The sequence below is a fragment of the Aeromonas dhakensis genome (genome assembly GCF_000820305.1).
GTDB classification, from domain to species: domain Bacteria; phylum Pseudomonadota; class Gammaproteobacteria; order Enterobacterales; family Aeromonadaceae; genus Aeromonas; species Aeromonas dhakensis.
Map to the genome: position 1 here is coordinate 60,915 of NZ_CDBH01000003.1, position 15,080 is coordinate 75,994.

Annotated in this window: 12 protein-coding genes; all 12 read left to right on the plus strand. The window is 63.8% G+C overall.

Annotated features, from left to right (window positions below; translation table 11 throughout):
* Positions 1-58 precede the first annotated feature (58 nt).
* Entirely contained in the window at positions 59-550 is a 492-nt protein-coding gene (locus BN1143_RS00490) for a type II secretion system protein (protein ID WP_042049246.1), read from the plus strand.
* Positions 537-1,097 carry a type IV pilus modification PilV family protein gene (locus tag BN1143_RS00495; protein ID WP_005308094.1) on the plus strand — a complete coding sequence of 187 codons (561 nt, stop codon included), beginning with the start codon at positions 537-539 and terminating at the stop codon, positions 1,095-1,097. Before BN1143_RS00490 ends, BN1143_RS00495 begins: the two co-directional genes overlap by 14 nt.
* Positions 1,097-1,927, plus strand: a complete 831-nt coding sequence (locus tag BN1143_RS00500) for a PilW family protein (protein WP_042049248.1) — start codon at positions 1,097-1,099, stop codon at positions 1,925-1,927. Before BN1143_RS00495 ends, BN1143_RS00500 begins: the two co-directional genes overlap by 1 nt.
* Positions 1,917-2,393, plus strand: coding sequence for a hypothetical protein (locus tag BN1143_RS00505; protein ID WP_017787339.1), 477 nt, complete (start codon positions 1,917-1,919; stop codon positions 2,391-2,393). Before BN1143_RS00500 ends, BN1143_RS00505 begins: the two co-directional genes overlap by 11 nt.
* Positions 2,393-6,034, plus strand: a complete 3,642-nt coding sequence (locus BN1143_RS00510; protein WP_042049249.1) for a DUF6701 domain-containing protein — start codon at positions 2,393-2,395, stop codon at positions 6,032-6,034. The genes BN1143_RS00505 and BN1143_RS00510 overlap by 1 nt, the downstream gene beginning before the upstream one ends.
* A 204-nt stretch (positions 6,035-6,238) precedes the next feature.
* Positions 6,239-7,279, plus strand: a complete 1,041-nt coding sequence (locus tag BN1143_RS00515) for a rod shape-determining protein (protein ID WP_005308111.1) — start codon at positions 6,239-6,241, stop codon at positions 7,277-7,279.
* Positions 7,280-7,321: 42 nt separating this feature from the next.
* A complete protein-coding gene (gene mreC / locus BN1143_RS00520) occupies positions 7,322-8,215 on the plus strand; it encodes a rod shape-determining protein MreC (protein WP_042049250.1) in 894 nt (297 codons plus the stop codon).
* The gene (gene mreD / locus BN1143_RS00525; RefSeq protein ID WP_005308115.1) at positions 8,215-8,700 is read left to right on the plus strand and encodes a rod shape-determining protein MreD; all 486 of its coding nucleotides are present in this window, start codon (positions 8,215-8,217) and stop codon (positions 8,698-8,700) included. The genes mreC and mreD overlap by 1 nt, the downstream gene beginning before the upstream one ends.
* Before the next feature lie 51 nt (positions 8,701-8,751).
* Positions 8,752-9,339, plus strand: a complete 588-nt coding sequence (locus BN1143_RS00530; protein WP_010635366.1) for a Maf family protein — start codon at positions 8,752-8,754, stop codon at positions 9,337-9,339.
* Between the two features lie 193 nt (positions 9,340-9,532).
* Positions 9,533-11,002, plus strand: coding sequence for a ribonuclease G (gene rng / locus BN1143_RS00535; RefSeq protein ID WP_005308119.1), 1,470 nt, complete (start codon positions 9,533-9,535; stop codon positions 11,000-11,002).
* A complete protein-coding gene (locus BN1143_RS00540) occupies positions 11,003-14,905 on the plus strand; it encodes a YhdP family protein (RefSeq protein WP_042049251.1) in 3,903 nt (1,300 codons plus the stop codon). It begins immediately after the preceding gene.
* Positions 14,906-14,939: 34 nt separating this feature from the next.
* On the plus strand, positions 14,940-15,080 hold a 141-nt coding region (locus tag BN1143_RS00545), incomplete at its 3' end, for a Dabb family protein (protein WP_042049253.1).

Sequence of the window (15,080 nt, forward strand, 5' to 3'; positions counted from 1 at the left end):
TAGTGTCAAGGAGGCGAGGCTTATGCCTCGCCTCCTTGTTTATGAACAGGGAGCGAGAATGCAACGAGGCTTTACCCTGATTGAACTGGTCATCGTGATCCTGTTGCTCGGGATTCTGGCCGCCTTTGCCATGCCCAAATGGCTGGGCAAAGGCGGCGTTGAAACCCAAACCCTGCGTGATGAGCTGCTGACCCGGCTGCGGCTGGTGCAGACCATCAACATGCATGAACCCGCCGACCGCTGTACCCAGCTGGTGGTGGAGGCTTCCCGTTTTGCCCATATCACGCTGGCGGCGACCGGTGTGGCGTGCCCGGCCCCCGGCCTCATGGCCGGCTGGAGCGACAATCAACGCACCCGTGGCCGTCTTGTCACTCCTTCCGCCGGTATGGCGGTCTCCCTCAATAACACCAGCAGTTTCGTGATCCGTTTTGATCAGATGGGCAGGCCGCTCGGCAGCTGTGCCACGGGTTGTACCCTGTTGGTGAGTGATGGCCGGGAAACGGGCGGCATCAAGATCGAGTCGGAGGGCTTCATTCATGAGAGCCCCTGATCGCGGTTTTACCCTGATTGAGCTCATCGTCGGCATAGTGCTGCTGGCGGTGGCCTTGACCGGCATTCTGGGTCTGCTCGTCAACCAGGCACCCAGCGCGGTGGATCCGGTGCAGCAGGTGCGGGCGGCTCAGCTGGCCCAGCGGCTGGCCGGCGAGATCCAGCAAAAGTCGTTCGACGAGCAGTCGGATCACAATGGCGGTCGTTATCGCTGTGGTGAAGTGGTGGCCGGTGTCACCATTGCGGCCTGCTCGACCCGCTACGGTCCGGACGGTGAACCCACCCCCTATGCGTTCAACGACGTGGACGATTTCGATACCGCCGGCAACTGGCAGGATGCCAGCTTCTACACCCAGAGCGGCGGCATCATCGCCAGCGACGAGTATCGCAACTATCAGGTCAGGATTGCGGTGAGCCCGGTCGACTTCAGCGATGGCACCTTCAAGAGCTGTGCGTCCCCCTGTTCGGTGGGCAAGCGCATCGATCTGCAGATCAAACTGCCGGATGAGAGCGTGCTCGACTTCTCCTTCTATCGGGGCAACTACTGATGCGGACGGCGGGCGGCTTTACCCTGATCGAGCTGGTGATGGTGATCCTGCTGCTGGGGATCATGGCCACCTTCGCCAGCCAGTTCATCGGCATCGGCAGCCAGATCTACGGGGATGCCAGCAGCCGCGAGCAGCTGATGAGTGATGCCCGCTTCGCCATGGAGCGGCTCAACCGCGAAGTACGCAATGCGCTGCCGGGTTCCGAGCGCATCGAGACCCTGGACGGCAGCTGGAGCAACAGCGGTCCCTGCCTGCGCTTCTGGCCCATCAGCACCTCCAGCCGTTACATCGCCCTGAACCGGAATGTGTCTGACAGCACAGCCACCCTTGAATTGGTGATGGCCACCCCTGCCTCGGCCGTCGATCCCTTAAGCCCGGATGCCAGTGCAGTCGCGGTGGGGGATCTGCTGGCCGTCTTCCCGCTGCCTGATGCCAACCAGCCTGCGCTCAGCAATGGTTGCGAGTACGGGCGCTGCGTCGCCAGGGTCACCGAAGTGCTGGCTCCGGTCTCGGGGGCACAGACCCTGCGCTACGCCGCGGCCGAGAGTCTGGCCGGTCTCTCCCCTGGCAGCCGGGTCTACTTTGCCCGCGAACAGGTACGCTATTGTGTGCAGGCGGGGTCCATGTACCGCGCCAGCATGGCGCTGAATGGTACAAGCGCGGCCATGCCGCTGGGGATCCTGATGGCCGACGCTCTGCGGGCCGGCTCTTTCTACCGGGAGGCCACGGCCTTCAACAGCGAAGGGGAGTTCGGCGTGCGGCTGGTGTTCGAGCGCAAGGGGGAAGCGGTCACCTTCAACCACAAGCTGGGGGTGTTCAATGTTCCCTGAGCGGCGCCAGAGCAAGAAGATGGGGGGCAGTGCCCTGCTGATCGCCCTGTTCGTGATCGTGGTGATGGCCATGCTGGCGGCGGTCATGGGGCGTTTTCTGCTCGACAGCAGCGAGAAGAACACGGTGGAGGTGCGCAGCGTGCGCGCCCTGCTGGCGGCCCAGAGCGGGCTGGAGCTGGCGCTCTATCGACTGTTCCCAAATAGAAAGACGGCCCAGCCCCAGCCCCAGCCACCGGCACAGTGCGAGCCCAGCAGGACGATCAGTTTCGCCGGCAACCCCGGGCTGGTCGACTGTCAGGCGGTGGTGCAGTGCCGCACCCTGGCGACCAGCTACAACAACGTGACGAGCACCGGCTATCGGCTCGAGAGTGTCGGCACCTGCGGTTTGCGCAATGACCTGACCAGTGCCAGTCCAGACTTCAGGGTGAGCCGTACCCTGATGGTCGAAGCGTATGACGGAGGCTGATGATGAAATGGTTGTGGGCGCTGGCCCTCTTCACTGGCCAGGTCTGGGCCTTCGATCCCATCGATACCGGCACCTTCTTCCCGGCCGTGGTGCAGGGTCATCATGATGACAACAACGATGTCTGCCATCAGATCAGCGGCTATCAGCTGAGCCAGCTCAACAACGCCAAGATCAACGGTACCGGCGGGTTGCCGCTCAACTTCTGCTCCATCCAGCCGGATCAGAACAATACTCCCCGTTGCGATAACGGAGCGGGAGGCTACAAGGTCTGCGCCGTCACCGGCAGCGATATCCGCGGCCTTGCGCTGACAGGCAACAACAAGTTCCCTTCCATCACCTCGGTCATGCCGCTGTTGTGTCAACAGGGCCAGCAGACCGCTCTCTTCTCGGACTATGGTACCGCCACGGTCGAGGGCTGTACCGTGACTTTCCCCAGCCGCAACGCCTACCAGATCAAGTCGTTGAGCGTGCGCAACAATGGCGTGCTGGTTCTGGGGGACGGCGATTATTTCATCGATGCACTGGTACTCGACAATGCCACCATCCGCCTCTCCGGCAGCGGCACCACCCGCATCTTTGTCAACAAGGATGTCAAGCTGGTCAACACGGTCAACATCAATGCGACCAATCAGGGCAGCCTTGTCTGGGTCAGCTATGGCGACATGACCATCGACAACAACACCAGGTTTTATGGCTATCTCTACACCGACGGCCGCTTGACCATGAACAACAATGCCACCGTCTATGGCAGGGTGACGGCCCGCTACCTGAGTATGGATACCCAGTCCAGCATCAACGACTACTCGGTGCCGCCGCCGTTGACCTGCTTTACCGACGGTTTCGACAGCGGCCAGATCAACCCGGACAGCTGGGTGGTGGCCCAGCGCAACAACAGTACCCTGCCATCGGTACAAAATGGCCGCCTGCGACTCACCCAGAACGTCACCGATCAGGCCACCTCGGCGACCTTCCAGCGCCTCTTTCCTGGGGCCGGCAACCTGGTGACGATCGAATTCGATCAATACGCCTACAAGACCTCTGGCACGAGCGGGGCAGACGGCATGGCGGTTGTGCTCTCCGATTCGACCCTGACGCCGCAGCCGGGGGCCTTCGGCGGCCCGCTGGGCTATGGCTACAAACCCGGTATCAGCGGCTTTGCTGGCGGCTGGCTCGGGGTCGGGCTCGATGAGTACGGCAACTACGCCAACGAGGGGGGCAATTATAATCCGGGGTCACGGCCGCAGGCGGTCTCCATCCGCGGTTCGGGGTCGGGCACCTCAGGCTACAACTATCTCGCCGGTACCGGCAGCTACCTGAGCCCGACCGTCGACAGCGGCACCAACGGCAACCGGCCCCATCGCTATCGCATCACGGTCGACTCCCGGGTGGCTGGCAGCTCGCTGGCCACGGTGGAGCGAGACACCGGGGCTGGCTACAGCTCCCTGATCGGCCCCCTCAACATGGCGAGCCAGGCCGGTCAGGCGGCGGTGCCGGCCAATTTCCTGCTGTCGCTGACCGGCTCCACCGGCTCGGTGACCAACTACCACGAGATAGACAACGTGCGGATCTGCGCCCTGCGATCCAGCCCGGTGGGTACCCAGATCGATCACTTCGAGTTCGATCACAGCGGCAATGCGCTGACCTGCAACCCGGAAACACTCACCATCCGTGCCTGTGCCAACCCGGATTGCAGCGTGCTGATCACCGATCCGGTCAGCGCGACCCTGCTCCCCACCACGACGACCAGCGGCGGCTGGGTCGGGGGCAACGTAGTCAACTTCAGCGGCGGCAGCGCAACGTTGCAGCTCAGAAACACGGCGGCAGGCGCGGTCACCGTGGGGGTCAGCGGTTCGACGCCCTCGACCAAGCCGCTCAGCACCACCCTCTGCCGCTCGGGTGGCGGGGCGCTGAGCAGCGCCGCCTGCACCCTCACCTTTGCCGACAGCGGCTTCATCTTCGATGTGCCCGACACCTACTCGAACCAGCCGCAGACGGTGGCCATCAAGGCGGTCAAGAAGAGCGACGTGACCAAGCTGTGTGTGCCCGGGTTTGCCAACCAGAGCAAGAGCGTCAAGTTCTGGAGCAGCTATGTCTCGCCTGCCAGCAACATCTACAACGGCAGAATGAGCGTCAACAACAGCGTGATCGGCACCAGCCAGGGCAATGCCACTGCGCTCTCCCTCAGCTTCGATGCCCAGGGGCAGTCGAGCATGACGGTCACCTATCCGGATGCCGGCAAGGTTCAGCTGGATGCCCGCTACGACGGCAGCGGCAGTGAAGCAGGGCTGGTGATGCTGGGCTCGGATGCGTTTGTGGCGCGGCCGGTGGGGCTCTGCATCACGACCGCAGCGGCAGCATGTACGGGCAACTATGCCAGCTGCCCGATCTTCAAGAAGGCGGGGGAATCATTTCAGGTCGACATCAAGGCGGTGGCCTGGGAGTCAGCCAACGACGGCGACATCTGCACCGGCAATCTCGCGACCCCCAATTTCTCGCTCAGCGGCATCGTCCTGAGCAATACCCTGGTGGCGCCGACGCCGGGCAAAACCGCCAGCCTGGGTAAAACCAGTTATGACCATGGCGCTGCGGCCAACGGGACGACCAGCATGGAACAGAGCGTCAGCGAGGTGGGGGTGTTCAGGCTGACGGCGACCCCGCCGACCAATGGCTACTTCAATACCACAGTCCCGCCGAGCCAGAGCCAGCCGGTGGGCCGCTTCATCCCGGCCGACTTCGAGCTGGTGAGCGGCGACATAGTACCGGCCTGCGATCCCTTCACATATATGGGGCAGCCCTTCGGGGTTGCGCTGGATGTGCGCGCCCGCAACCTGGCCGGTGCCCTGACGGCGAATTACACGGGGGATTTCGCCAAGGGCAGTGCGTTTATCACCGTGGCCAACGACAAGGATGGCAAGACCTTGTCGAGCCGCCTGCGCAGCCTGCAGCCGCTGCCGTGGCTCGATGGACGAGCCGCCTTTACTGGCAGCAGCGAGTTTGTTCGCGTGTCTGACGTCCAGCCGGATGGCCCCTACAAGTCGCTGCTGTTTGGCCTCTACATGCGAGATAACGATGGCGACAGAAGCCTGATCGCCATGCCCAATTTCAACGACGGGGTGGTGGGTGACTGCGGTGGCGGCAGTTGCAACGCCCGCCTGATCGACTCACTGCCGATGCAGGTCTATTTCGGCCGGCTGCTGGCGAAGACCGAGACCGGGGTGGCGTCGGCCGCCTTGGCCGTGGCGCAGCAGATGCAGTATTACGAAGCCGGTGGCTGGCAGCAAAACAGGCTGGATCAATGCTCCCTGTTGTCGCTTGCCAATCAGGGCTTCAGCTTCTCGGGCGCAGGCCAGAGCCTCGATACTGCCAGCAGCGAGCTCAACATCGGGGGCAATCGCAAGATAAAGCTGGGGCTGGGCAGCTCGCCACCGGGCGGCATGGCGGCGGTGGCCAAAGATGGCGAAATCCTGCTGCAGTTTGGCAAACCCGAGATGGCGGTGCGCATTCCCTACCGGGTGGAGCTAGCGAAACAGCCGACACAACCACTCTGGCTGTCGGATCCCCAGACCCTGCAGGGGGAGGCGATTTTCGGCTCAAGTCGCGGTAATGACAGAATTATTTATCGGCGCGAAGTGATGCATTGAGCGGGGCTGCGGGGGCGCTGGCTGGCCGCCGACCCCCTATCCCCTTGTTTATTAGCGTTTGCCGGCTTGGGCGGGTGAGTGATGACTCGCATTTTTGTCGCGCCCGATGGGCTGGCGACAGTTTGAGCGCTTGCCGATTGGGGTGGGCATTGGTAAAGTTAGCCGGTTTTCTGCACCTCCAAATTCTTAGGATTTCCCGTAGCCATGTTCAAAAAGCTCAGAGGCGTCTTTTCCAACGATCTGTCGATCGACTTGGGAACTGCCAACACCCTGATCTATGTAAAAGATCAAGGGATCGTCCTTAACGAACCCTCAGTTGTCGCCATTCGCCAAGAGCGCGGGAACGCCAAATCGGTCGCTGCTGTCGGTCATGCCGCCAAGCAGATGCTGGGTCGTACCCCGGGTAACATCTCCGCCATTCGCCCGATGAAAGACGGCGTGATCGCCGACTTCTACGTGACCGAGAAGATGCTGCAGCACTTCATCAAGCAGGTTCACGACAACAACTATTTCCGCCCCAGCCCGCGTGTGCTGGTGTGCGTACCGTGCGGCTCCACCCAGGTGGAACGCCGCGCCATCAAGGAATCCGCTCTGGGCGCCGGCGCCCGCGAGGTTTACCTGATCGATGAACCCATGGCTGCCGCTATCGGTGCCGGCCTGCCGGTCTCCGAAGCGACCGGCTCCATGGTGGTGGACATCGGTGGTGGTACCACCGAAGTGGCCATCATCTCCCTGAACGGTGTGGTTTACTCCCAGTCCGTCCGCATCGGCGGCGACAAGTTCGACGAAGCCATCATCAGCTACGTGCGCCGCAACTACGGCAGCCTGATCGGGGAAGCCACCGCCGAGCGCATCAAGCACGAGATCGGCTCCGCCTATCCGGGCGAAGAGGTGCGCGAGATCGAAGTCCGTGGTCGCAACCTGGCCGAGGGTGTGCCGCGCAGCTTCACCCTGAATTCCAACGAGATCCTGGAAGCGCTGCAAGAGCCGCTGTCCGGCATCGTCTCCGCCGTGATGGTGGCGCTGGAGCAGTCTCCGCCCGAGCTGGCTTCCGACATCTCCGAGCGCGGCATGGTGCTGACCGGTGGTGGTGCCCTGCTCAAAGATATCGACCGTCTGCTGATGGAAGAGACCGGCATCCCTGTGGTGGTGGCCGAAGATCCGCTGACTTGCGTGGCCCGTGGCGGCGGCAAGGCGCTGGAGCTGATCGATATGCACGGTGGCGATCTGTTCCACTACGAATAAGACCCAAAGCCGGCCAGCGTGCCGGCTCTTTTTTGACGACCCATGAAACCCATTTTTGGTAGAGGCCCTTCGCTTCAGTTACGGTTGTTTCTCGCCGTCATCATCTCCATTGCTGCCATCGTAGCGGACTCTCGCTTCGGTGTGTTCAGCCACGTCCGCGTCTACCTCAGCTCACTCGTCAGCCCGCTGCAATACATGGCCAATGCGCCAGGCACCCTGCTCGACACCATGTCGACCCAGGTGCAGACCCGGGCCGGCCTCATCGAGCAGACCAAGCAGCAGGAACAACAGCTGTTCACCCTGCGCTCGCGCCTGCTCAAGATGGATCATCTGGAGCACGAGAACCAGCGTCTGCGCGAGCTGCTCGGTTCGCCGGTGCACAAGGAGTCCCGCAAGATGGTGGCCGAGCTGCTGTCGGTGGATTCCGACCCCTTCAGCCATCAGGTGCTGATCAACAAGGGGGCGCTGGACGGTGTCTACAACGGCCAGCCGGTGATCAACGATCAGGGGGTGATAGGTCAGGTGCTGCACGTGGGTTCCACCACCAGCCGCGTCCTGCTCATCACCGACTCCAACCACGGTATCCCGGTGCGGGTGCTGCGCAACGACTTGCGCGCCATTGCCTCCGGCAGCGGCGAGCTCGACAAGCTGGAGCTGCGCAACCTGCCGCGCAACACCGACGTGCAGGTCGGCGATCTGCTGGTCACCTCGGGCCTCGGCGGCCGCTTCCCGGAAGGGTATCCGGTGGCGACCGTGACGCGTTCCGACTACGTGGAGGGCAAGCCCTTCGCCCAGGTCGAGGCCAAACCACTGGTGGCGCTGGACCGCCTGCGTTATCTGCTGCTGCTGTGGACCGACAAGAAACCGGAAGTGCATGACGATGAAGAGGCCCCGGCTACTGCGCCGGCGCCTTCTGCTGCGGGAGCGACGCGCTGATGTTACAACCCGCCAGCGGCAGGATCTGGATCTGGATCTCAATCCTGCTGGCCTTGAGCCTGTCGATCCTGCCGCTTCCTTTCCAACTCGAACCCTTCCGGCCTGACTGGCTCGCCATGGTGCTCATCTACTGGGCACTGGCGTTGCCGCACCGGACCAACGTCGGCACCGCCTGGGTGGCGGGCCTGCTGCTGGACGTGCTGCTCGGCAGCACCCTCGGCGTGCGGGCCATGGCGATGGCCATCACCACCTATCTGGCGGCGTTCCAGTTCCAGAAGATCCGCAACTTCTCCCTCTGGCAACAGGCGCTGATCATCGGCTGCCTCTCGCTGGTGGGCAAGGTGACCATCTTCTGGGCCGAGCACCTGTTCAGCCGGGCCAGCCTCAATTTTGCCTACTTCTGGTCGACCCTGAGCACCATGCTAATATGGCCCTGGGTTTTCCTGGTCTTGCGCAAGGTGCGCCGGCGCTTCAATATCAAGTGAATGTGAGTAAAAACAACTAATTGTAACCGTACCTCATCTCATCAAGCGATTATGAACAAGCACAACGAACTGCAACTCTATCTCGCCTCGGGCTCACCCCGCCGCCACGAACTGCTGACCCAGCTGGGTTACCGTTTCGAAGTCCTCAAGCTGGATGTGCCGGAACAGCGGGAAGAGGGTGAAAAGCCCCAGGATTACGTGTGTCGGCTGGCCCGCGACAAGGCGATGGCCGGCGTGGCCGCCGCGCCCACGGCACTGCCGGTACTGGGGGCCGACACCATAGTGGTGCTGGGTGACCGGGTGCTGGAGAAGCCCTCCGATCTGCTCGATGCCAAGGACATGCTGGAGGCGCTCTCCGGCAAGGTGCATCAGGTGATGACGGCGGTGGCGTTGGCCACTCCGGAGCGCTGCGATGTGCGGCTGGTCACCACCAACGTGGCCTTTCGCAAGCTGGACGAGGCCGAGATCGAGGCTTACTGGCGTACCGGCGAGCCGTGCGACAAGGCCGGCGCCTATGCTATCCAGGGCATCGCCGGCAAGTTCGTCAGCCGCATCGAGGGGAGCTACAGCGCCGTGGTCGGCTTGCCCCTGCTGGAAACGGATCTGCTGATCAAGCATCATCTGGAACAGGTCCGCTAATCCCGTCGCCGCCGTGGTCAGCGCCGCCCGCCTCGCTGGCCGGCATGGCATTCGAACAGGGCGGCCAGAATTTGAAGCCATCACAGGCAAGGCATAGGTCGGTGACAACCGCCGGCTGTTTCTTACTGCGTTACTCACCGGTTGCGCGCCGGTTTGGCTGCCAGAATTTAAAACTAGAAAGGCAAGGTAACTTATGTCGGTAGAACTGCTGGTAAACGTCACCCCCTCCGAAACCCGGGTCGCCCTGGTCGAAAACGGTCTGCTGCAGGAAGTGCACGTGGAGCGTCAGGCCAAGCGTGGCATCGTGGGCAACATCTACAAGGGCAAGATCAGCCGGGTGCTGCCCGGCATGCAGGCGGCCTTCGTCGACATCGGCATGGACAAGGCGGCTTTCCTGCACGCCTCCGACATCGTCCCCCACACCGAGTGTGTGGCGGTGAAGGAAAAGGAGCAGTTCCAGGCCGGCAACATCGCCGAGCTGGTGCGCCAGGGGCAGGACATCATGGTGCAGGTGGTGAAAGATCCGCTGGGCACCAAGGGCGCCCGCCTCACCACCGACATCACCTTGCCGTCCCGCTATCTGGTGTTCATGCCGGGCAGCGCTCACGTGGGTGTCTCCCAGCGCATCGAATCCGAGGCGGAGCGCGAGCGCCTCAAGCGCACCGTGGCCGGCTATGTGGACGAGCTGGGTGGTTACATCATCCGTACCGCCGCCGAAGGGGTGGGCGAGCAGGAGCTGGAGCAGGATGCCGCCTTCCTCAAACGCCTGTGGCGCAAGATCCTCGAGCGCAAGCAGAAGTATCCCCCCTGCAAGATCCTCTACGAGGATCCCAGCCTCGCATTCCGTGTGGTGCGCGACTTCGTCGGCGCCGAGCTCGACAAGATCCGGGTCGACTCGCGCCAGAGCTTCGATCAGCTCAAGCGCTTCACCGAGGAGTACGTGCCTGAGCTGGCCGGCAAGCTGGAGTACTACTCCGGCGAATCCCCCATCTTCGATCTCTACGACGTGGAGAACGAGATCCAGCGCGCACTGGAGCGCAAGGTGGAGCTCAAATCCGGCGGCTACCTCATCATCGACCAGACCGAAGCCATGACCACGGTGGACATCAACACCGGGGCCTTCGTCGGCCATCGCAATCTGGAAGAGACCATCTTCAATACCAACGTCGAGGCGACGGCGGCCATCGCCCGCCACCTGCGCCTGCGCAACCTCGGCGGCATCATCATCATCGACTTCATCGACATGCAGTCCGAGGATCACCGCCGCCGGGTGCTGCACAGCCTGGAGCAGGCGCTGTCGAAGGACAGAGCCAAGACCAACGTCAACGGCTTCTCCCAGCTCGGTCTGGTGGAGATGACCCGCAAACGTACCCGCGAGAGCTTGGAGCACGTGCTCTGCTCCGAGTGCCCCGAGTGCAAGGGGCGCGGTCGGGTCAAGACGGTGGAGTCGGTCTGCTTCGAGATCCTGCGGGAGATCATCCGGGTCAACCGCGCCTACGACGCGGATCAGTTCACCGTCTATGCCGCCCCGGCGGTGGCCGACTATCTGCGGGGCGAGGAGTCTCACAGCCTAGCGGAGCTGGAAGTGTTCATCGGCAAGCAGGTCAGGGTGGTAAGTGAGCCCCTCTGTGGGCAGGAGCAGTTCGACGTGGTGATGATGTAATTGGTCTATCGCTGGCTGAGTCGGGGCTGGTTGGCCCTCGGGGTCTTCTTCGTGCTGCTGGCCATCCTGGTCAGTCTGGTGCGCGTTGGCGGCCCCCTGCTCAATCAGCACAGACAGGCGCTGCTCGATACCCTGCTGGCCGACAGCAAGCTGGAGGCCAGCGTCGATCGCATCGGGCTGGACTGGACCCAGCGTGGCCCGGCCCTCGAGCTGCAGCAGTTGGTGATCGCGCCGAATTCGGGTCGCTTCGCCCTGCGCCTTGGCAAGGTGTGGGCCCACCTCGACTTCTGGCGCTCCCTCAACGAACTCAAGCCGGTATTTGGTCAGCTGATCCTGAGCGATGGCGACATAGCGCTGGATTTGAGTCAGCCCGCGGAGCCGGAAACCGGTGACGGCAGCGACCAGCAGCAGGCGCTGCTGCGTTTTCTGCTGACCCAGCTCTCCACCTTCGATATTCACGACACCCGCCTCAGCCTCACCACGGCGCTGGGGGAGGTGCGGGCCCTCGACATCGCCCAGCTGCGCTGGCAGAACCGCGGCAAGCGCCACCAAGGGGTCGGCAAGGCCTACCTCATCAACGGGGTGGGCGAGAGCACCCTCGACCTCATCGTCGACGTGGATGCCCCTCAGGTGCGGCTCGACCGGCTCAAGGGCCAGCTCTATCTGGGGGCCCGTCAGCTTGATATCAGCCCCATGCTGGCGCGCACCCATGCAGGGGAGCCCAAGGTGAGCGGCCAGCTCGACTTCCAGCTCTGGAGCGAGTTCAAGGCCGGTCAGCTGGGGGATTCGCTGCTGGCGTTTGGCGACAACTACCTGATCTGGCAGGATGAAAAAAAACAGGGTGACCTGCACCGGCTCGGGCTGCAGGGGGGCAAGATCCAGCTGCGCCGGGACGGCAAGGAGTGGCAGTTTGCCAGCCACGACGTCACCTTCAAGCTCGACGGCAAGCCCTGGCTGCACAGTCGGCTGCAGCTCGAGCGAGTCGGCGATCGCATCCAGGGCTATGTGCCGGCCATCGATCTGGACCAGATCGCCAACCTGAGCCAGCTGGTGTCGGGGATCTATCCCGAACTGACCGAGACCCTCAAACGCACCCGCCCGACCGGCAAGATAGAGGATCTGATCCTGCAGGCGGATGCCGGCTGGCAGGGGCTCTCCGTCAGCGGCCAGCTCTCCCACATCAGGGTCGACGCCTGGCGCGACGTGCCCGGCGTGCGCGACCTCAACGGCGAGTTCTGGCTCACCCCGTCCGGCGGCAGCGCCAGGCTGCAACTGGCAAACGATGCCATAGACCCGGCCCGCCACTTCAAGGAGCCGATCCCCGTTGACCGCTTCTCGGCGCGGCTCGACTGGTGGCAGGTGGCGCAGGGCTGGGTGCTCTATGGCCAGGATCTGGTGCTGGACAACCCGGACTTGAGCCTCGCCAGCCGCTTTCGGCTCGAGCTGTTCGAACATCCCTTCCTTGCCTTGACCGGCCGCATCGACGTCAAAAATGCGGCCAACGCCGACCGTTACTATCCGCTGCAGGTGATGGACAAGAGTCTGGTTGACTACCTGAGCGGGGCCATCAAGGGGGGCAAGGCCAAGGGGGCTGACCTGCTCTGGTACGGCGAGTTCCGCGACTTCCCCTACAGCAAGGGCGAGGGCATCTTCCAGGTGGCGGTGCCGCTCAAGCAGGCCTCCTACGAATTTTTCCCCGGTTGGCAACCGCTCACCGACCTGCAGATCGATCTGCTGTTCCAGAACGCCAGCCTCGACATGAACAGCCGCGCCACCCGGCTCGGCAAGGCAAGCTCCGACTCGGTGCACGCCTGGATCCCGGATCTCTACCCGGGGGCCCACCTCTACGTGGATGCCAAGGTTGAGGGCGAGGGCAAGGCCATCAGCGACTACCTGCAGGACTCGCCGCTCGGCGGCTCGGTCGGTCAGGCGCTGCGGGAGGTGGAGATCCGCGGCCCCATGAAGGGCTCGGTCAAGCTGGATATTCCGCTGGATGGCGAGAGCGAGGTCAAGGCCAGCGGCGACGCCCTGTTCAGCAACAACAAGGTGCGGATCACCAGCCTGGATCTGCCGCTGGAGCAGGTGCAGGGGCGGCTCGAGTATGACAACGAGCAGACCCGTTTCAGCAACCTCAAGGCGAGCCTGTGGAACCAGCCGCTCACCCTCGACTATCAGGGCCGCCAGCAGCCCAATCGCTATCAGGTCGATCTCAAGTTCAAGGGGCAGTGGGACAGCCGCCGCCAGCGCCAGGACATCCCGGCACTGGCCATCCTCAAGGGGCGCAGCAACTGGGCCGGCAGCCTGGGACTGACCCTGCCAAACGATCAGCCGTTCAGCTTCCAGCTGGCGCTCGACTCCAACTTGCAGGGCATGGGACTGGATCTGCCCGCACCGCTCGCCAAGGCGGCCGACAGCCGGCTGCCGCTCAAGGTGACCGCCCGCGGCCGCGACGGCAGTGCCGACATCCGCGCCGTGCTGGGGGCTGACGTCGACATGCAGAGCCGGTTGGTGTACGGCGACGGCGTGCCCTACCTCAGCCGGGTGCGGGTGGACGTGGGTCAGCCCGGTGCCCGGGTGCTACGCGACCGGCCCATGCTGCTCGCCATCAACCAGCAGCAGGCCGATGTGGCCGGCTGGCTGGCCCGTCTCAAGCAGTGGCTGCCGGCCAGTACGGCGCCGAGCGGCAATGCGGTGGTAGGGCCCGCCTTCTTGCCGCAGGAGTGGTGGGTAGACGGCCAGCTGGCCCGTGCCGACATCGGCAGTGCCAACCTCAAGGCGGTGCACTTCACCGTGGGGCCGGTCAATCAGGCCACCGAGGTGATGATCGACAGCCCGGACGTGATGGGGGTGGTGCGCCTGCCGGTCTCCGATCGCCAGCCCATCGATGCCAAGTTCGCCCGCATCTACTGGTCCGGCAAGAGTTCGGATCTGAGCCCGGATCCCGATGCCAGACAGGACAAGGCCATCATGGATGCCATCCCCTGGCTCACCTTCAGCTGCGTGGATTGCCGCTTCGGTGAATTGCCGCTGGGGGAGGTGAAAGGGGAGCTGATCCCGGGGGCCGACAAGCTGAGCCTCAAGGGGCTGGAGATGCGGCTGGCGGGCAGCCAGCTGAGCGGCAGCGCCGAGTGGCTGGCCGGGGCGGACGGCATGCAGACCCGTGCCCGCGCCCACATCAGCAGCAACAACAGCGAGCTGCTGCTCAAGCGGCTCGGCTACACCTCGCCCATCGGCGATGCACCCGGCAAGATGGCGCTGGACTTGAGCTGGCGCGACGTGCCCTACCGGCCGAACCTGCCGACCCTGGCCGGCAAGGTCGACTACCAGCTGGAAGGGGGCACCCTGCGCGAGGTCAACGACAAGGGGGCACGACTGCTCTCCCTGCTCAGCCTCGACTCATTGCTGCGCAAGCTGCGCCTCGATTTTCGCGACGTGTTCGACAAGGGCTTCTACTTCGAGTCCATGTCGGCCTCCGCCAGGATCAAGCAGGGGGTGGTGGAGAACGACGACTTCTACATGAAGGGGGCGGCCGGCAACCTGCGCGGCGAGGGCATCGCCGACCTGGTGCGCTGGCGGCTCGACTACGAGCTGAGCTTCTCGCCGAACCTGGGCGGCACCCTGCCGGTGGTGGCGGCCTTCTCGCTGACCCCCATCACCGGGCTCTACGTGCTGGCCCTCTCCAAGCTGCTGGAGCCAGTGGTGGACGTGGTTACCCGCATCGATTTTCGGGTCTCAGGCCCGCTCGATGATCCCAAACTGATCGAGGCGGGGCGCAACCGGGCCCGCATCAAGCTCAACCAGCAGCAGAAGGAGGCGGTCGACGCCGTGGCCCCCAACCTGCCGGCGCAGGAGGTGACCCCCTTCCTGCTCAGCCCCAAGCACGCCGGCCCCGCCCAGCGCTGAGCGGACGGCCCGGCACCATCACAAGGAGTGAGTCATGATCCGACATATCCTGCTGATCGCCTTCAAGCCGGGCACCCTGCCCGAGCAGACAGACGCGGTGCGCGCCGCCTTTCTCGCCATTCCCCATCAGGTCAGCGGCGTGCTGGCGGTGGAGTGGGGGCGGGACGACAGCCCG